General features: G+C 72.0%; 14 protein-coding genes. 12 read left to right on the forward strand and 2 right to left on the reverse strand.

Annotated features, from left to right (window positions below):
- The first annotated feature begins 326 nt into the window (after positions 1 to 326).
- The 6 genes from ACFVWU_RS20080 to zwf all read left to right on the forward strand — a co-directional run bounded on the left by ACFVWU_RS20080 (position 327) and on the right by zwf (position 6,650).
- Positions 327 to 1,148: an ATP-binding cassette domain-containing protein gene (locus ACFVWU_RS20080; RefSeq protein ID WP_387622542.1), complete on the forward strand. Its 822-nt coding sequence runs from the start codon at positions 327 to 329 to the stop codon at positions 1,146 to 1,148.
- Complete coding sequence (locus tag ACFVWU_RS20085) at positions 1,145 to 1,801, forward strand: hypothetical protein (protein ID WP_387622545.1); 657 nt, start codon at positions 1,145 to 1,147, stop codon at positions 1,799 to 1,801. The genes ACFVWU_RS20080 and ACFVWU_RS20085 overlap by 4 nt, the downstream gene beginning before the upstream one ends.
- Positions 1,802 to 2,314: 513 nt before the next feature.
- On the forward strand, positions 2,315 to 2,542 hold the full coding sequence (locus tag ACFVWU_RS20090) for a ferredoxin (protein ID WP_387622548.1): 228 nt from the start codon (positions 2,315 to 2,317) through the stop codon (positions 2,540 to 2,542).
- Positions 2,532 to 3,926, forward strand: a complete 1,395-nt coding sequence (locus ACFVWU_RS20095) for an NAD(P)/FAD-dependent oxidoreductase (RefSeq protein ID WP_387622551.1) — start codon at positions 2,532 to 2,534, stop codon at positions 3,924 to 3,926. The genes ACFVWU_RS20090 and ACFVWU_RS20095 overlap by 11 nt, the downstream gene beginning before the upstream one ends.
- 39 nt (positions 3,927 to 3,965) lie before the next feature.
- Positions 3,966 to 5,192 carry a cytochrome P450 gene (locus ACFVWU_RS20100; protein ID WP_387622554.1) on the forward strand — a complete coding sequence of 409 codons (1,227 nt, stop codon included), beginning with the start codon at positions 3,966 to 3,968 and terminating at the stop codon, positions 5,190 to 5,192.
- A 63-nt stretch (positions 5,193 to 5,255) separates the two neighbouring features.
- On the forward strand, positions 5,256 to 6,650 hold the full coding sequence (gene zwf / locus ACFVWU_RS20105; protein WP_387622557.1) for a glucose-6-phosphate dehydrogenase: 1,395 nt from the start codon (positions 5,256 to 5,258) through the stop codon (positions 6,648 to 6,650).
- Here zwf and ACFVWU_RS20110 read toward each other — a convergent pair.
- A complete protein-coding gene (locus ACFVWU_RS20110) occupies positions 6,642 to 7,553 on the reverse strand; it encodes a LysR family transcriptional regulator (protein WP_387622560.1) in 912 nt (303 codons plus the stop codon). The two genes, zwf and ACFVWU_RS20110, sit on opposite strands and share 9 nt — an antisense overlap.
- Positions 7,554 to 7,661: 108 nt before the next feature.
- On the opposite strand from ACFVWU_RS20110, the gene ACFVWU_RS20115 reads away from it, so the two are divergent.
- The 6 genes from ACFVWU_RS20115 (at position 7,662) to ACFVWU_RS20140 (ending at position 15,965) form a co-directional block, all read left to right on the forward strand.
- Complete coding sequence (locus ACFVWU_RS20115) at positions 7,662 to 8,705, forward strand: zinc-dependent alcohol dehydrogenase family protein (protein WP_387622563.1); 1,044 nt, start codon at positions 7,662 to 7,664, stop codon at positions 8,703 to 8,705.
- Between the two features lie 240 nt (positions 8,706 to 8,945).
- Positions 8,946 to 10,955 carry an ATP-binding protein gene (locus ACFVWU_RS20120; protein WP_387622566.1) on the forward strand — a complete coding sequence of 670 codons (2,010 nt, stop codon included), beginning with the start codon at positions 8,946 to 8,948 and terminating at the stop codon, positions 10,953 to 10,955.
- A 117-nt stretch (positions 10,956 to 11,072) separates the two neighbouring features.
- On the forward strand, positions 11,073 to 12,551 hold the full coding sequence (locus ACFVWU_RS20125) for an MFS transporter (protein WP_387622568.1): 1,479 nt from the start codon (positions 11,073 to 11,075) through the stop codon (positions 12,549 to 12,551).
- Positions 12,552 to 12,707: 156 nt separating this feature from the next.
- Positions 12,708 to 13,214 carry a nuclear transport factor 2 family protein gene (locus ACFVWU_RS20130; RefSeq protein ID WP_387622571.1) on the forward strand — a complete coding sequence of 169 codons (507 nt, stop codon included), beginning with the start codon at positions 12,708 to 12,710 and terminating at the stop codon, positions 13,212 to 13,214.
- A 94-nt stretch (positions 13,215 to 13,308) separates the two neighbouring features.
- A complete protein-coding gene (locus ACFVWU_RS20135) occupies positions 13,309 to 14,673 on the forward strand; it encodes a carotenoid oxygenase family protein (protein WP_387622574.1) in 1,365 nt (454 codons plus the stop codon).
- A 62-nt stretch (positions 14,674 to 14,735) separates the two neighbouring features.
- Entirely contained in the window at positions 14,736 to 15,965 is a 1,230-nt protein-coding gene (locus ACFVWU_RS20140; RefSeq protein ID WP_387622577.1) for an alpha/beta hydrolase family protein, read from the forward strand.
- Positions 15,966 to 16,135: 170 nt separating this feature from the next.
- On the opposite strand, the gene ACFVWU_RS20145 is transcribed toward ACFVWU_RS20140, so the two are convergent.
- Positions 16,136 to 17,734, reverse strand: a complete 1,599-nt coding sequence (locus tag ACFVWU_RS20145) for a multicopper oxidase family protein (protein ID WP_387622580.1) — start codon at positions 17,732 to 17,734, stop codon at positions 16,136 to 16,138.
- Between the last annotated feature and the right edge of the window lie 374 nt (positions 17,735 to 18,108).

Below are 18,108 nucleotides of genomic sequence, written 5' to 3' on the forward strand. Positions count from 1 at the left end.
CCTCAGATCCCTGGCAGCTTCATGCAACCCCGCACCTCCGGCACGCCACCATCCTGCCAGCGGCCGTCACGCCCGCGCGGCGTAACCGCGACCCGGCGCCGCACGGCGGGTCCTCCGCCGTCGCCGATGCGCCGTTCACCGTCGCCGACGAAGTGCCCGAACGCTCCGGTCGGGAGTTCGGCGCCCGCTGGAGTCCGTTGACAGGGACGCCGGCTCGATGCCTGACTGTAGTAGCGTGCGCGCGACGATGACATTCGGGAGTTGAATTGTTACGCTGCGAAGCCCTCTGCAAGCGTTACGGCGCAGGCCGGTGGATCCTCAGCGATGTGGACATGAAGGTCTCCGCCGGCGACGTGGTCGCGGTGGTGGGCGCCAACGGTTCCGGGAAGTCGACCCTGTTGAAGATCCTGGCCGGGCTGTCGCAACCCACGTCCGGCACGGTCTCGACCCGACCACCGGCCATCGGGTACGTACCGGACCGATTCACGGCGCACGAACGCATCTCGGCGATCTCCTACCTCACCCACATGGGGCGCATCCGAGGCATGTCGACCTCCGCCGCCCGCGCCCGGGGAGGCGACCTGCTGGAGCGGCTGGCCCTCGTCGGCGGCCCGACCGCGTCCCTGCGCACGCTCTCCAAGGGCAACGCGCAGAAGGTCGCACTGGTCCAGGCCCTGCTCGTCCCGCCCGACCTGCTCGTCCTCGACGAGCCCTGGTCGGGCCTGGACGCCTCGGCCCACGGCGTCCTGGGCGAGTTCATCGACGAGGTGGCCGACCACGGCGGCGCGGTGGTCTTCACCGACCACCGCGAAGCGATCACCGGGACGCACGCCAACGGCGCCTACGCCATCACCGACGGCAGGGTCACCTGGCGGGGCGCCACGCAGTCCGGGGACCCCGCCCCGATGGTGGAGCTGGTCCTGACCCCGCCGGCCACCGGCGCCGTTCCGGCCGAGCTGGACTGGTACTCGCTCCCGGGCGTGGTGGACGCCGCCCGCCGGGGCCGGGGCATCGTCCTGCGGGTGGCCCGGGAGCACTCGGACACCGTACTGATGACGGCGCTGCAGCACCTCTGGTCGGTGCACGCAGTGGCCAGGGCCGCGCACGACCACGGCTCCCGGACCGACGCCAGGAGTGTCGCCCTGTGATCTCCCTGGTCCGCTACATGTTCACGGTTCTGCTGCTCTCCCAGCGCTACCTCGCGCCGCTGCTCCTGTTCGTCGGCTTGGCCGCCGTGCTGACCAGCAGCGACACCGGTCCGCTCGCCGCCACCTACTCCGCGGTGGCCGCCTCCATGCTGCTGTGCTCCGCCTGGCTCACCATGGCGCTGATCGGCCTGGAGGACCCGCCGCACCGCTCGATCGTGGTCGTCAGCGCGGGCAGCCACCTGAGGGTCCTGCTCGGATCGGTCGCGACCGCCGCCACCTGGTGCCTGCTGCTGACGGTGGCCGGCCTGGGGCTGCCGCTGCTGTTCGGGACGCACACCGTCGGCCCCGCCGACCTGGCCCTCGGTACGGAGGCCCAGCTCATCGGCGCCTTCGCCGGCATGGCCGTCGGGCTGGTCTGCTCCCGGCTGGTGTTCCGGCGGCAGGGCTACGCGCTCGTCGTCGCCCTGGTACTCCTGCTGGCCGTCATGCTCGGCAAGGACGTGTCCCCGGTCAACGTCATGCTGACCGACCTCCAGCACGCGTCGAACTCGGCGGACGTCCTGGGCTCCACGAGCGTCCTGGTCGCCGCCGCCGCACTGCTGCTCGCGGTGGGAACGGCCGTCACTCACGCGATCACCGTCAAGAAGAGCTGAGCCGACCGCTGAGGGGACGTCCCGCACCGAGTGCTCCTGAGCGGCCACGAGCCGCACCGTCCGTGAACCCGATGCGCACGGCGCGTACGACCACCGGCGCACGGGCGGGAGACGGTTCTCTGGACGGCGGGCTTCCAGAGGGTGGGCAGGACGCCGTACGCCGGAGGGTCGAACGGCTGCCCGGTCGGCTTCACGTCGGTGATCCCGAGCATCGCGTCCGACTGCACGACGTCCACTGACCCACCGTCACCTCCACTGTTCGGGGAGAGCCGGGCGGCGCAGCCGCCCCGGATCGATCTCGATCTCGCCGACCACCAAGCCCGCTTCACCCGGCACATCCGCTCCCTCGCACCGGCCGCGGTGGGCTGACGGACCACCCCCGACCGCCCTCACCTTGCGCGACCTCCGCGCAGGCTCGATCCTGAAAGTGAGGCATGCCCACCGACCACACGGACCGACCGCAGACGGCTGCGGGGCTCGGCCACCGCGGCCCGTGCAGGGAGCGGGTTCCAGATGAGGCTTGTCGTCGATCTCAACCGGTGCCAGGGATTCGCGCAGTGCGTCTTCCTCGCCCCGGACGTCTTCGCCCTGCACGGCGACGAGGCGCTGCTGTTCTCCCCCCGCTTCGACGAGGCGCGGCGCGACCGGGTGGAGCAGGCCGCTGCCGCCTGCCCGGTCCAGGCCATCCTCGCCGACTACTCGGACGAGCCGACGAAGGGTGTGGAGCCCCATGTCGGCTGACACGGACGTCGAGGTTCTGCGGCGGGAGGGCCGCATTGTCGTCGTCGGTGCCTCGCTGGCCGGTCTGCGTGCGGCGGAGACCTTGCGGGAGGAGGGTTTCACCGGATCGTTGACGATGATCGGTGACGAGCCGTACGAGCCCTACGACCGGCCGCCGCTGTCCAAGCAGGCGCTGCTCGGGCGGGCGCGGGCCGAGGACACCGCACTGCCGCGGCGGCGCCGGATCGATGCCGAATGGCGTCTGGGCGTCGCCGCCGAGGGCTTGGACCGGAACGCCAAGCAGGTACGCCTGGCGAACGGGGACACCGTGGCCTACGACCGTCTGCTGATCACCACCGGGACCAGGGCGCGGCCCTGGTTCCACCCGGAACAGGCGGCTCTCGACGGGGTCTTCGCGCTGCGTACGCGCGACGACTCCGCGCGCCTGTACCGGAGGCTGACCGGGGGCGTGTCCCGGGTGCTGGTGATCGGCGCCGGTTTCACGGGCTCCGAAGTCGCCTCCGCCTGCCGGGAGTTGGGCCTCGAAGTCACGGTCGCCGAACGCGGCCCCGCACCGCTGGTGGGCGCACTGGGCGGGGTGGTCGGCGAGGCCGCGAGCCGGCTGCAGCGCGGGAAGGGAGTCGATCTGCGCTGTGGCATCAGCGTCACCGCCCTGGAGGGCGACTACGTCGGACGGCTCAGGCGCGCCCATCTGTCCGACGGCTCGGCGATCGAGGTGGAGGTGGCGGTCGTCTCGCTCGGAGCCATCCGGAACACCGATTGGCTCGCCGGTTCCGGGGTGGCCGCGGGCCCCCGGGGGATCGCGTGCGACGCCGGGTGCCGGGTCTTCGACGTCAACGGCATCGTCACCGACGACATCTACGCCGCCGGTGACGTCGCGCGCAGCCCGCACCCGCTGTTCGACTACCAGTTCCTGTCGCTGGAGCACTGGGGCAACGCGGTCGAGCAGGCCGGGACCGCCGCCCACAACATGATCTGTGCGGGCCCCGAGCGCCGTCCCCACCTGTGGCTGCCGATGTTCTGGTCCTCCCAGTTCGGCGTGAACATCAAGTCCGTGGGTGTGCCCTCGCTGGGCGACCAACTGCTCGTCGCCCAGGGGGCGCTCGCCGAGGAGCGGTTCGTCGCGGTGTACGGCTATCGCGGCCGGGTCATCGCCGCGGCGTCCTTCGACGGAGCCAAGTGGCTGGGGTTCTACCAGCAGCAGATCGAGGCCGCCGCGCCGTTCCCGCCGGAGTACCGCGTGGTCGACCGCCGCACCGTTGCACCCCGGCCGGTCGACCCCGCGTTCCCCGACCCCCACCTGCCCACCCACGGGCCCACCGTCACGCTGACGGGCCATTCCCCGAGCGAGCGGCGTGTCGAGTTCGTTCCGCCGCATGCCTGATCAACGGCCCTGTGCCGCCCGGAGCCCTCAGGAGACACCATGACGCCCGGTAGCATCTCCGCGCAGATCGCCGACTACGCCAATCGAGCCGATCCGTACCCGCTCTACGCGGAACTGCGCAGGACACCGGTCAGGCGGGAGGACGACGGCACCTACCTGGTCAGCACCTACTACGAGGTGCGGAGCCTGGCCAACGACCCGCGGCTGAGCAACGACACGAGCAACCGTCCGGCCGGCTACGCCCGGATCGGGCAACCGGCGCAGGAGACCGGCCTGCCGCCCGGCTTCATCTTCACGGACCCGCCCGTGCACGACCGGCTGCGCGACACCATCAACCGGCCGTTCGGCCCCCCGCACAGCCCCAGGTTCCTCGACGGCCTGCGCGGAGAACTGGCCAATGTCGTCACCGAGTTGCTCGACGCCTTCGACGGCAAGGACCAGGCCGACATCGTCGAGGACTTCTCCTACCCCCTCCCCGTCACGGCCATCTGCAAGGTCCTGGGCGTACCGCGCGAGGACGAACGGCGCTTCCACGGCTGGGCCGACGCCCTGACGTCCGAACTCGATCCCCACCCCGGCGGCGACGCCGGCCGGGGAAAGGCGGAGCAGGCGCGCGTGGACCTGGGCGCCTACCTGTCCGACCTGATCGAGACCAAACGCCGCCACCCCGGCCCCGGGATGCTCAGCGCGCTCGCCCCCGAAACCGGTCCCGGAGGCAGCATGACGCCGGCGGACCTGGAGGCCACCGCGGTGCTGCTCCTGGTCGCCGGCCACGAGACCACCGTCAACCTGATCACCAACACCACCCTCACGCTGCTGCGCCACCCGGACGTCCTCAAGCGGTTCCGGAAGGAGCCGGGCCTGGTCGTCCCGCTCATCGAGGAAGTGCTGCGGTACGAGCCCCCGGTCCAGTTCGTCACCTGGACCACCGCCCTGGCCGACATCGACATCGCCGGCACCACGATCCCCCAGGGCTCGCCGGTCTGGCTCATGCTGGCCGCCGCCAACCGCGACCCCAGACGCTTCAAGGACCCCGACCGGTTCGATCCCGACCGCAAGGACAACGAGCACCTGGGCTTCTACACCGGCATCCACTACTGCTTCGGTGCGCCGCTCGCCCGCATCGAAGCACAGCTCGCTCTGCCCGAACTGTTCCGCCGGGTCAGGTTCTCCCGGCTGCTCGAGGACCCGCCGCCCTACCGCACCAACGCCGTCCTGCGCGGCCCGCGCCACCTTCCGGTGGCGATCGAGGGCCTGACGGCTTGACGCGGTGGAGCGGTTCGTCCTGCCGTGACCCCGACGCTGCCGAGGCCGACGACGAGGAGTGCCATGACTGCACCGGCGAGCACCGCCGCTGATGTCCTGGTGATCTTCGGCATCACCGGAGATCTGGCCAGGAAGATGACCTTCCGGTCCCTGTACCGCCTGGAGCGCCGCCGGCTGCTCCGGTGCCCGATCGTCGGCGTGGCCCGCCAGGAGTGGTCCGCCGCGACCCTGCGGGAGCACGCGCGCCGCGCCATCGAGGACGCCGGCGAGACGATCACCGAGGACGTGTTCCAGCGGTTCGCGGAGCGCCTGTCGATGGTCTCCGGCGATTTCGGGGACCCGGGGACCTATGACCGCGTCGCCCGGGCGACCGAGGGCCGGCAGACTCCGGTCTTCTACCTGGAGATCCCGCCGTCGCTGTTCGGCCGCGTCGTCGAGGGCCTGGCCGGTGCCCACCTCACCGGTCGGGCCCGGGTCGTCGTGGAGAAGCCGTTCGGCCACGACCTGGCGTCGGCCCGGGCGCTGAACGCCCAGCTGCGCAGGCTCCTGGAGGAGCGGCAGATCCTCCGCATCGACCACTTCCTCGGCAAGGAGCCGTCGCTGGACATCCTGTTCCTCCGGTTCGCCAACTCCATCTGGGAGCCGCTGTGGAACCGCGACCGGATCCAGTGCGTGCAGATCACCATGGCCGAGGAGTTCGGCGTGGCGGACCGGGGCAGCTTCTACGACCCGGTCGGGGCGCTCCGCGACGTCGTGCAGAACCACCTGCTCCAGCTCATCGGGCTGTTCGCCGCCGAGCCGCCGAGCGCCTCCGCCGACGGACTGCGCGACAAGCGCGTGGAGGTGTTCCGGGCCATCCCGTCGGCGGACCCGGGGCACTACGTCCGCGGCCAGTACGACGGGTACCTGGACGTGCCGGGGGTGAGCCCGGACTCGCGGACCGAAACCTACGCCGCGCTGCGGTTGGAGATCGACAACTGGCGCTGGTCGGGCGTCCCGATCTTCATCCGGGCCGGCAAGGCCCTCCCGGAGCGGGTCACCGAGATACGGGCCGTCTTCAAGCGGCCCCCCGGGCTCGGGTTCGCGCCGACGTTCGCGCCCGACCCGAACGAGCTCGTCCTGCGGATCGATCCCGACCCGGGTATCGACCTGATCGTGCAGGCCAAGCAGCCCGGCGCCCAGGCGACCCGGACGGTGGACCTGTCGCTGATCTTCTCCGAGGAGCTCGGAGAGGCACCGGAGCCGTACGAGCGGCTGCTCGGCGACGCCATGGAAGGGGATTCCAGCCTCTTCACCCGGGAGGACAGCGTCGAGGAGACATGGCGCATCGTCCAGCCGCTGCTGGACGCCCCGCCCCCGGTGGAGCCGTACGAGCCGGGATCCTGGGGGCCGGCCGGCGCGGACGAGCTGCTCGTCGGCCACCCGCGTTGGCGCGACCCCTGGCTCCACTCACGCTGATCCTCGCAGGAGCGTGCGCAGCGCGGTGAGGCAAGCGGCGATCGCGGGGTCGTGTGCCGTGTCGTGGCGAACGGCGATCTCGATCGTGCGGGCGAGGGTGCCGTCGGTCACCGGTCGCGCGATCAGCGCGGGCGGTAGCCGTGTGGCCGCCATGCGGGGGATCAGGGCGGTGTGGCCCGCGCTCCCGGCGAGAGCGATCATGGTGGAGAAGTCGGTGCAGATGTTCCTCACCTGGGGAGTGAACCCGGCCGACCGGCAGGCCTGGAGGACGGCGTCTCCGCACGCGGTCTGCGCCGGGGCCGTGGTCCACGGCGTGTCCGCGAGTTCCCGCAGGGCGATGGGAGAGCCGGCCGACAGGGCTGCGGGGTGGTCGCGGGGCAGGACGGCGACCAGGGGGTCGGTTCGCAGCGTCCAGGTCTCCACGCCGACGGGTGGGGACGTGGCCAGGTTGTCGTACCGGTAGACGAGGGCGAGGTCGGCACGGCGCTGGAGCAGCAGCCGTACGGCAGCCTCGGGCTCGGCCTCGGTGATGTGGAGCTGTACATCCGGACAGGTGTCCTCCAGGGCCCTGCCCAGAGGTGCGGCCACCGATGCCAGGGCACTGGGGAAGCAGGCGAAACCGAGGGGGCCTGCGGGCTTTTCGGCCTCGGTGTGCAGCCGGATGCGGGCGCGCTCCAGAGCCGCGAGCACGTGCTCGGTGTCCCTGTTCAACCGACGGCCCGCGGCCGTGAGGTGGATGGAACGGCCGGTGCGCTCCAGCAAGCGGGTTCCGGTCTCCTCCTCCAGCAGCCGCAGCTGCTGCGAGACAGCGGAGGGCGTGACGCCGTGGAGATCGGCCACGGCGGTCACCGTGCCGTGCACCTCCAGGTCACGGAGCAGAACGAGTCGTCGCACATCGAGCATCAGTCCATCTTAAAGACGAGTTGTAGGAGATGTAGCTGGACACGGGGGCACGTACCCGGAGACCCTGACTGCTCCACCCCAGACCCCGAGCAGTGCCAGGAGAGTTCCGTGCGTGCCACCGTGATCCACGGCCCCAACGACATCCGGATCGAGGAGGTGCCGGATCCGGTCGTCCGGCACCCCACCGACGCGGTCGTGCGGGTGGTGAACGCCTGCATCTGCGGCAGCGACCTGTGGGCGTACCGCGGCGTGGCCCCCCGGACGGCGGGCCAGCGGATCGGGCACGAGTTCCTCGGCATCGTGGAGGCGGTCGGCCCCGAGGTGCGGGACTTCCGCCCCGGCGACTTCGTGGTCGCCCCGTTCGTCTGGTCCGACGGCAGCTGCGACTTCTGCCGCGAGGGCCTGCACACCTCCTGCCCGCAGGGCGGCTTCTGGGGCGAGGTCGGCTCCGACGGCGGCCAGGGCGAGGCGGTGCGGGTGCCGTTCGCCGACGGCACCCTGGTGCGGCTGCCCGAGGAGACCGCCGGCGAGGAGAAGCTGCTGCCCGGGCTGCTCGCGCTCTCCGACGTGATGAGCACCGGCCACCACGCGGCCGTGACGGCCGGCGTGCGTCCGGGCGCCACCGTCGCGGTGGTGGGCGACGGCGCGGTCGGCCTGTGCGGCGTGCTCGCCGCCCGGCGGCTCGGCGCGGGCCGGATCATCGCGCTGGGCCGGCACGAGGCGCGCACCGCCATCGCCCGCGCCTTCGGCGCCACCGACGTGGTCGCCGAGCGCGGCGACGACGCCGTCGAGGCGGTCAAGGAGCTGACCGGCGGCCAGGGCGCCCACGCGGTGCTGGAGGCCGTCGGCACCGAGGAGTCGATGCGGACGGCGATCTCGATCGCCCGCGACGGCGGCGCGGTCGGCTACGTGGGCGTGCCGCACGGCGGCAGCGCCGGCATCGCCATCGGCCAGATGTTCGACCGGAACGTTTCGCTGAACGGCGGTGTCGCCCCGGCCCGCGCCTACATTCCCGAGCTGCTGCCGGACGTCCTGTCCGGTGCGATCGACCCGGGCCTGGTCTTCGACCGCACCGTCGACCTCGACGGCGTCCCGGACGGCTACCGGGCGATGGACGACCGCACCGCGCTGAAGGTCCGCGTCGCCTTCTGACATTCCGCCACACCCGTGGCGCCCGGGGGCGGTGCCGCACACGAGGCACCACCCCGGGCACCCGCTTCCAACACGCCGAGGAGGCAACTCCCCTGATCACCGGTCATCCCGACGACGGGAACCCGGGACTCGTCGGGTGACACCGATCGCTGACGCACCCGAGGCCTTTGTAGGATCCCCATGGATTGGCGGCTCCGGGGGCGGAATCCGTCGCTGGCACACAGGGGAACGGGAGCCGCCATGGTGTCCGTGGGAGAGCGACTGAGCGCTGCGCGCGGCCTGGCCTTCATCGGCCGGGAGGAGCAACTGGAGCTCTTCGGGAAGGCCTTGACCGGCGATCCCCGGGCCCCGTTCGCCTTCTACGTGTTCGGGCCGGGCGGCATCGGGAAGTCGACGCTGCTGCGCCGCCTGGCGGACCACGCCCGTGCGGCGGGCCGACCGCTCCTCGAACTCGACGGTCGTTTCGTCAGCCGGGACCCGGCCGATTTCGAGCGCGCGGCCGGCCCGTTCCTGGACGTTCCCGGCACGGTGTTGCTCGTGGACTCCTTCGAGCACTGCCAGTGGCTGGAGAGCTGGCTGTGGCACCACTTCCTGCCCCGCGCCGCGGACAGCACCGTGGTCGTCCTGGCCGGCCGGCTCGCTCCGCAGCCGCAGTGGGCCGCCGATCCCGCCTGGTCCGACCTCCTGCACGTGACCGAACTGGAACCGTTCTCCGAGGAGCAGGCCCGCGACCTGCTGGTCGCGGCACGGATCCGGCCCGAGCTGCGGGCACGGGTGCTCCGCTTCGCCGGAGGCAACCCGCTGGCCCTGTCCCTCGCGGCGGCCGCAGGATCGGCGGGCTGCAGCAGGGAGGAGATATGGGCCCCCTCGGCGGACGTCCTGCGAACCCTGCTGACCGGCCTGATCGGAGAGGTGCCCACGGCCGCTCACCGCCGCGCCCTGGAGGTCGCGGCACAGGCCCACTCGACGTCCGAGGAACTCCTCGCCGCGGTGCTCCCCGATGAGGACGCCCATCTGCTCTTCTCCTGGCTGAGGGACCTGCCCTTCATCGAGTCCACGCGCCAGGGGCTCCACCCCCACGACGCCGCACGCGAGACGCTGGCCGCCGACCTGCGCTGGCGGGCACCCAACGCCTTCGTGACGATGCGCCGGCGCCTGGCGGACGAATACCTGCGAATACTGCGCGAGGCCCCCGAGGAGCGGGTCTGGACCGTCACCGACGAGCTCTTCCACCTCTTCCGGGAGGGGAAGACCCTGGCGCGACTGCGCACCTGGTCCCGCGAGGAGGAGGTGCACGACCGTCCCCTGCACCCGGAGGACCTCGACGTCGTGCTGCGCATGGCGGAGGAGACCGAGGGAACCGCCTCCGCGGAACTGGTCCGCTACTGGGCGCGGCGCCAGCCCGGGGCGTTCAGCGTCTACCGCCTCGTGAGCACGGGCCGCATCGTGGCGTTCACGGCCCGGCTCGCCCTGCCGGCCCCTCCCGACCCCGAGGACCTGGCCACCGATCCCGTCGTCGCCGCGGCGTGGGAGCACACCGACGCCACCGCACCGGTGAGCCCCGGCGAGCACATCGGCATCAGCCGCTTCTCGGTCTACCCGGAGCGCTACCAGGTCCCCTCGCGCGTCATCGACCTGAGCAGCTCCCGTGCCCAGGCGGAGTCCGCCCGTGCCCGCGGCCGCGCCTACGGATTCGCCGTCTGGCGGGACGCCGAGGCCTGGGCCGGGCGCGTCGAGGGGACCCTCGGCGACACCGGGGCGCGACCGCGAGTCGGTGAGCACACCTACGGGCTGTTCTGCGTCGACTGGCGCCAGGAGCCCGTGGAGGCCTGGCTCCAGCGCTTCATCAAGGCCCCCGACGTGCCCGTCCGGTCAGGGCCGTCGCCCGTCTCGCGCACCGCGTTCGACCAGGCCGTCCGTGAAGCGTTGACGCACTGGCGCGACGCGGGCGCCTTCGCCGCCTGCGCCCTGATGCGCGCCCGTCTCGCGGCCGACTTCGGCGATCCCGTCGAGGAGTTGCGCGCCCTGCTGCGCCAGGCCGTCGACGACCTCGCCCACGACCCGCGCGGAGTACGGGCCCGCGAGGCCCTGACGGCGGGCTACTTCTCCGGTGCGCCCACACAGGAAGCCGCCGCCCGCCGTATCGGTCTTCCGTTCGGCACCTACCGGCGCCACCTGCGCCAGGGCCTGGACCTGCTGGGCGAGGCCCTGTGGCAGCGGGAACTGCAGGGCCCCCCGGAGACTCCGTAGCCGCCGACCCCTCCGCCCGTTCGGCAGGACCCGGTGGACAGGTGCGGACAGGAGTGGACAGTCACCGCTCCTGCCGGGCCTGGATAGTGGACACCGCCCCGCACGAGGCTGTGCGCCATGAACCTCCACCGCACACAGTCGGGGCGGCTGCCGCCCGCCCCTCGGCCGGCAGCCGCGCTCACGGTGCTCGCCGCAGCCCAGTTCACCGTCATGCTCGCCACCTCGATCGTGAACGTCGCGCTGCCGCAGATCCGCACCGGGGTCGGCCTGTCGGACGGCGGCACCACGTGGGTGGTCAACGCCTACGGCCTCGCGTTCGGAGCACTGCTCCTGGCGGGCGGACGGGCGGCCGACCTGCTCGGTCGCCGCCGGGTGCTGATCGCCGGCCTCGTACTGTTCGCGGCTGCCTCGCTGGCAGCGGGACTGGCCGCCGCACCGAATGCGCTGATCGCGGCCCGCGTGGTTCAGGGCCTGGGCGCCGCCGCCATCGCCCCGGCTGCGCTCGCCCTGGCCATGGACCTGTACCCGCCCGGCCCCGGGCGCGGCAGAGTACTGGGGGTGTGGGGCGCGGTCTCCGGCGCGGGAGGAGCGGGCGGTGTCCTGCTGGGCGGCGGGCTCACCCAGGCGTGGGGCTGGCCGTGGATCTTCCACTCCGTCGCGCTCGGGGCGGTGCTGGTCCTGGCCGCGGTGGCGGCCCTCGTTCCGCGGACGGTCAGCCGCACGGCCGGGCGGTTCGACCTACTGGGCACCGCCACCGTCACCCTCGCCGTGACCTGCCTGGTGTGGGGGCTGACCACCGCACGCGGCGCCGGCTGGACGGACGGCCGGGTGCTGGGCGCCCTCGGCGCCGCCGCCACGCTGCTCGCGGCCTTCGCCGTCATCGAGCTCCGTCGGCCGAACGCGCTGATACCGCCGCGGTTGGTCACCACCGGCCGGGTGGCAGCGGGCAACCTGCTGATGGCCTTGCTGGGGTCCGTGTGGATCGCCCTGTTCTTCTTCCTGCCGCTCTACCAGCAACAGGTCCTGGGATCCAGTCCGCTGGCCACCGGAGCGGGCCAACTCCCGCTCGCCGCGGCCAACATGCTCGGATCCACTCTCGCCCCGCGCATCTCCCGGCGGGCCGGCGCCACCGCGACCGTGACCGCGGCCCTGCTCACCGAGGCCGCGGGCCTGCTGTGGCTGTCACGGATCAGCGCTGACGGGAGCTACCTCGCCGACGTCCTCGGTCCGAGCGTCCTGGTCGGCCTCGGCCTGGGCATCGCCTTCGTCCAGCTCACCGCACTCGCCGTGGACGGCCTCCCGCCCCAGGACGCGGGTCTGGCCGGCGGACTGGTGAACACCACCCGCCAGGTCGGCGGTGCGATCGGCCTCGCGGCCCTGGCCACCCTCGCCGGCTCCGTCACCGCCCGCGCGTCCACGCACGAGCCGCACCTGGCGGCCCTCACCGCCGGCTACCGGGCCGCCTTCATGGTCTCGGCCGCCGTCCTGGCCGCGACGGCCATCCTCGCGGTACTCCTCATCCGGTGCACCAGCCCGCGGACCGCAACCGCAACCGGCACCGGCACCGGCACCGGCACAGTCGTCCTGACTCCCTGATGTGCACCGTCCCGGATGTCGGTCGCCGGCCACGGACGATCCGAGCGCCCCCGACCTCAGCCGGCGACCCGCTGTGAGCATCGCCCAGCCGGCCGCGCGCGAACCCGTGCCCGCGGATCCGCGACCCGACACACCACCACCCGAAGGATGATCACCGTGAGGTCCAGCTCACCCCGTGCCGCGACCGTACTGATCGGCGCCGCAGCCGCCCGCGCCGCGCTCGGCACCACCGCCTCCGCCGCGCAGCCCGCCGAACAGCGCCTGCCGAAGGTCGTCACCGACTGGGCGTGCGCCTGGAACGGCGCCGAACCCCAGGCGCTCGGCGGCCTGTTCGCCGCCGACGGCACCTACACCGACCATGCCGTGGATGTCACCTTCCACGGCCGCGAGGAGATCGCCGGGTGGAAGGCCCGCGCCGACAGCCTCATCGACGACGTCCACGTCACCGTCCGAGCCACGTACCGCGACGGCAACCACATCACCGTCGAATCCGTGTACTCCGGCCGTCTCAAAAGCGCGCCCAAGCCCTTCGCCGTGCCGATGGCCACGCTCCTCGAACTGAACACCCGTCGCCAGATCACCTCCGACCAGGACTACTACAGCCTCACCGCCGTCCTCGCCCAGTCCGGCCTGCCCGCCGACTGGACCCCGCCCACCCACTGATCGGCAACCGAGACCGCACCGTCGTGGTACGCGCCTGCCATCCGACGCAGGACGCCCCCGGCAACTCCCCGACAGACCGAAAGAGGTTTCTGCCATGACCGTCGAAAAGCCCTACCTGACCGGCCACTACACCCCCGTCGCCGACGAGATCAGCGCCACCGAACTCACCGTCGAGGGCACCCTGCCCCCGGAGCTGACGGGCCGACTGCTCCGCAACGGCCACAACCCCAAGCCCGGCGTCACCCCGACCCACTGGTTCAAGGGCAGCGGCATGGTCCACGGCATCCGGCTGCGCGAGGGCCGCGCCGAGTGGTACCGCAACCGCTGGGTGCACACTCCCGCCCTCGACGGCGCCCCCTACATGACCGAGCACGGCCCCGACCTGGCCGCCAGCACCGCCGGCACCCACGTCATCGAGCACGCCGGACGCCTCCTCGCGCTGTGCGAGGCGAACCTCCCGTTCGAGCTCACCCGGGACCTGGACACCGTCGGCGCCTACGACTTCGACGGCAAGCTGCGCACGGCGATGACCGCGCACCCGAAGGAGGACCCGGTGACGGGGGAGCTCCACTTCTTTGGGTCCTCGCCGTTCCCGCCCTACCTGATGTACTACGTCGCCGATGCGAAGGGCCGGATCGTCGACAGCGTCGAGGTCCCCGGGGCGACCGCCTCGCTCAAGCACGACTTCGCCATCACCCGCCACCACGTGGTCTTCATCGAGGGCAACGTCACCTTCGACCCCGCCGACCACTCCGGCATCCCGTACGGCTGGAGCGACACCCAGCCCGCCCGCATCGGTGTCATGCCGCGCGGAAAGGACGGTGCGCGGAGCGTCCGCTGGTTCTCCATCGAACCGGGCAACGTGCTGCACGTCGCCAACGCCTTCGAGGACGGCCAGGGCCGCATCGTCCTGGAGGGCCCCACCGTGGATGACGAGGGATTCCGGCTCTCCTGGAACTGGTGGATCGGCGCACCCGGGCGCGGCACCGAGCCCGTCACCCGCTCCTACACCCGCCGATGGGTGGTCGACACGGTGGCCGGCACCGTGGACGAGCAGATCATCGACGACCTGCCGGTGGAGTTCCCGACCCTCAACGAGGAGTACCTGGGCGTCGAGAACCGCTACCAGTACGCCGTCGCCTTCCCCGACGAGAAGGGCTTCGGCGGCTACGGTCTGGTCAAGTACGACCGCACGACCGGTGCCCGCCGCATCCACCAGATCGGCGACGCCCGCATGCCCAGCGAAGCCGTCTTCGTCCCCGCCGCCGGAGCCACCCGCGAGGACGACGGCTACCTCCTCACCGTCGTCTCCGACCTCAAGCAGGACGCCTCGCAGCTCCTCGTCCTCGACGCCTCCGGCCTCGACCGGATCGCCACCGTCCACCTGCCCCACCGAGTCAGCTCCGGACTCCACGGCTCCTGGATCCCCGACACCGCCCTCGACGGGAACGACGACTGAACACCACCACCACCCACGAGGGGGCCCGGCGCCCCGACCATCCCTTATTCCGAGGAGTACTGATGAAGCCCCTGCTGTTCCCGAACGACGCCCAGTTCTGGTACGAGACCCTGCGCTCGTTCGGCCACATCGCCTACGGCGGCGCCGACTTCGGCGAGGTCGTCTCGACGAGCACGCGCATCGTGGAGGGCGACTACGACAGCTGGCACGACGAGTGGCTGGCCACCGCCGACCGGGTGGCCGGCGAGGCCCGGCGGGCCCTGGAGGCGGGCCACCCGGTCAGCGCCCGGGACGGCTTCCTGCGGGCGTCGAACTACTACCGGTCGGCGGAGTTCTTCCTCCACGGCAACCCGTGCGACCCCCGCCACGACCACGCCTACGACCGCAGCGTGGAGTGCTTCCACGCCGCGGCGGCGCTCTTCACCCCGCGGATCGAGCCGGTCCGCATCCCCTACGAGGGCGGCACCCTGCCCGGCTACCTCTACCGGGCCGACACCTCCGCGACGCCCCGGCCCACCGTGATCATGCACAACGGCTTCGACGGCACGGCGGAGGAGATGCACTACTTCGGAGCCATGGCGGGCGTGGAGCGCGGCTACACCGTCCTCGTCTTCGACGGACCGGGGCAGCCCGGGCCGCTCCACCGCGACGGACTGGTCTTCCGTCCCGACTGGGAGAACGTCGTGGGCCCCGTCCTCGACTTCGCGCTGACCCTGCCGGAGGTCGACGGCGACCGCGTCGCGCTGCTCGGCAACAGCATGGGCGGACTGCTCGCGCCGAGGGCGGCCGCGTTCGAACACCGGCTGGCCGCCGTGATCGCCCTCGACGGCGTCTACGACCTCGGCCCGGCGGTCACCAACATCGTGCCCGGCGACCGGGCCGACGTCGAACGGCGGCTGCGCGCCGCCTCGGATCCCGAACTCGACGCCCAGCTCGATCACTTGATGGCCACCAACCCGGTCATGCGCTGGGCGTTGAACCACGGCATGTACGTGATGGGAGCCGACACCCCCCGCGCCTTCGGCGCCGCCTATCTCGACCACCACCTCCGCGACGGCATCGCCGAGAAGATCGAGTGCCCCGCCCTGATCTGCGAGGCCGCCGAGGACCTGTTCTTCGCCGGGCAGGCCCGACAGCTCTACGACCACCTCACCTGCCCCAGGACGCTGATCGAGTTCACCGCGGCAGAAGGCGCCGACGCGCACTGCCAGGCGGGAGCCCAGCGACTCGCCCTCGCCCGCATCTACGACTGGCTGGACGACACCCTGCGGCACCGGCCCGCAGCCAGGTAGGAGCGCGACGCGCGCCGTGGGTGACGGTGCGCCGTGCCCGCGCCGGTCGCTGACGGCGTGGGCACGGCGCACCTGTTCCCGGTGCACCCACGATCCGGTCCTGATGGGGACCCGCGGTCGGTCGGTGGACGGTCAGACCCGCCGGGAACCGCTCAGGAACATCCTCACGGTCAGCGGACGACGTCGATGTAGCTCATCATGCCGTTGTCCTCGTGGGCCGCGATGTGGCAGTGGAACATCCACGTGCCGGGGTAGTCGGCGAAGGCGACCCGGATCACCACCTGGCCCGGCACGCCGTCGACCGCGTGCGGCACGGGGACGGTGTCCTGCCGGTGGGTGTAGGGCTGGGCCACGCCGTTGACGGACACCACCTGGAAGGCGTTGGTGTGCAGGTGGAAGGGGTGGTCCTCGCCGGAGTGGTTGACGACGGTCCACTCCTCGACCGTGCCGACCTTGGCAGGGGTCGCGAAGACCGAGCTGTCCATCGCGAACTGCTTGCCGTTGATGTAGAAGGTGTTGCCGTCCGCGCTCTCGGACAGGTCCAGGGTCCGCTGCTGGGCGATGGGCACCGCGGAGAGGTCGGCCGGGGCGGTGGGGACGGCTCCGGTGACGTCCGCCAGCCGGTGTACGGGGTCGCCCGCGACCTTGACCGTGGCCAGCTCCGTGTCCGGGTAGGAGTCGCCCTGCGGGCCGTTGCTGTAGGCGGTGGTGCGCAGCGTCGTCCGGGCGGGGTGGGCGGCGGCGGTGACGAGGACGTCGTAGCGCTTGCCCGGGGGCAGCAACAGGGTGTCGGGGGTGGTGACGTGGGCGACGGGGGTGCCGTCCTCGCCGATGACGGTGAAGTGGTAGCCGTCGAGGTGGAGTTGGTAGAAGATGTCGGCCCCGGCGTTGGCGAGGCGCCACAGCTGGGTCTCGTTGGGCTTCATCGTCAGCACCGGCCGCAGCTGGCCGTTGACCAGGCGTACGGTCGGGTTGCCGGAGTCGATCGAGGTGGTGTCGCTGTTCTGCGGGATGTGGCCGGTGGGGTCGAGTTGGACGTCCTTGAGGACGAGGGTGTGCGCCTCGATGTGCCGTAGCGGCTTCGGCAGCAGGGTGCGGTCGTCGCCGACGATGAGGGCGCCGGACAGGCCGGCGAAGATCTGGTTCTCCACGTCGCCGGGCATGGCGGCCATGCCGGGCATGCTCTGGGCGCCCGGTGCCGGGCAGGTGGTGCCCATGGCGTGGCTGTGGTACCAGAAGGTGCCCTGCGGGTGGTCGGCGGGTATCGCCAGCCGGTACGTGGTGGACTGACCGGGTGCCACGCACAGGAACGGGTCGTCGGACTGCCCCTCCGGGGAGACGTGCAGACCGTGGAAGTGCAGATTGGTGGCCACCGGCAGATGGTTGACGAGATGGATGGTGACGGTCGCCCCCGGGGCCACCTTGATGGTCGGCGCGGTGAACGCGCCGTTGTAGGAGTCGCCGTGGACCTCGCGCCCGGAGACGTCGAACCGGGTGCGGGCGGCCCCGAGGTCGATGGTCAGGTTCGGGTCCGTGCCGTCCGTCTCGGCCGAGGCCGGGTCGTGGAACGGCATGCCCACCCGCATGCCCTTCTCCTGGTCGGCCGTCGAGGGCGGCTGCGGAACGTCCGCCGGTGAGGCCGCCATCGCCTCGGCGCCCACGGCGGCCGAGAGCAGGACCGCCAGTGCGGTGACGACGTGGATGGTGCGCCGGGTGCGCCGTATCTGCTGCCGGTGGGTGTCGGCGGCGTCTTCGGTGTCGCGGGACATCAGGTCTCCGTATTCGTGTTGTCCGTGAGGGTTGCCGAGCTGTCGCTTCAACTGCCGTGGAAGACAGTTGATCTGAAGCAGCCGACCGGCGACAAGCGTGCCGGTGTCGGGGGTCCCGGGTCACCGGCCGGGTGCAGGCGCGGCGGCCTGCGGCGCCCGGGAAGAGCCGGAACAGGTACGGCCGGGAGACTTCGGCGGTGCGCGCGATCGCATCGGTCGAGGTGCCGTAGAACCGTTCCAATTAAGTGATCAGGAGTGGGTCTTGGACCACGCATGCCTCCACTGGTCGTCAGGACCCGGTGAGGTGCCGTGACCCCCTGCGGGGTTGACGCGGCGCCGGACCGGCGCGGCGCCGGACCGACCGAATGCCGGAA

The organism is Kitasatospora sp. NPDC058190, from assembly GCF_042883685.1.
In the GTDB taxonomy this organism is placed as follows: domain Bacteria; phylum Actinomycetota; class Actinomycetes; order Streptomycetales; family Streptomycetaceae; genus Kitasatospora.

Bases quoted from the DNA above. Each gene is read 5' to 3' on its own strand.
- ACFVWU_RS20090 (WP_387622548.1), top strand. From the start codon at position 2,315: ATGAGGCTTGTCGTCGATCTCAACCGGTGCCAGGGATTCGCGCAGTGC.
- ACFVWU_RS20095 (WP_387622551.1), top strand. From the start codon at position 2,532: ATGTCGGCTGACACGGACGTCGAGGTTCTGCGGCGGGAGGGCCGCATT.
- ACFVWU_RS20100 (WP_387622554.1), top strand. From the start codon at position 3,966: ATGACGCCCGGTAGCATCTCCGCGCAGATCGCCGACTACGCCAATCGA.
- zwf (WP_387622557.1), top strand. From the start codon at position 5,256: ATGACTGCACCGGCGAGCACCGCCGCTGATGTCCTGGTGATCTTCGGC.
- ACFVWU_RS20110 (WP_387622560.1), bottom strand. From the start codon at position 7,553: ATGCTCGATGTGCGACGACTCGTTCTGCTCCGTGACCTGGAGGTGCAC.
- ACFVWU_RS20120 (WP_387622566.1), top strand. From the start codon at position 8,946: ATGGTGTCCGTGGGAGAGCGACTGAGCGCTGCGCGCGGCCTGGCCTTC.
- ACFVWU_RS20125 (WP_387622568.1), top strand. From the start codon at position 11,073: ATGAACCTCCACCGCACACAGTCGGGGCGGCTGCCGCCCGCCCCTCGG.
- ACFVWU_RS20135 (WP_387622574.1), top strand. From the start codon at position 13,309: ATGACCGTCGAAAAGCCCTACCTGACCGGCCACTACACCCCCGTCGCC.
- ACFVWU_RS20140 (WP_387622577.1), top strand. From the start codon at position 14,736: ATGAAGCCCCTGCTGTTCCCGAACGACGCCCAGTTCTGGTACGAGACC.
- ACFVWU_RS20145 (WP_387622580.1), bottom strand. From the start codon at position 17,734: ATGTCCCGCGACACCGAAGACGCCGCCGACACCCACCGGCAGCAGATA.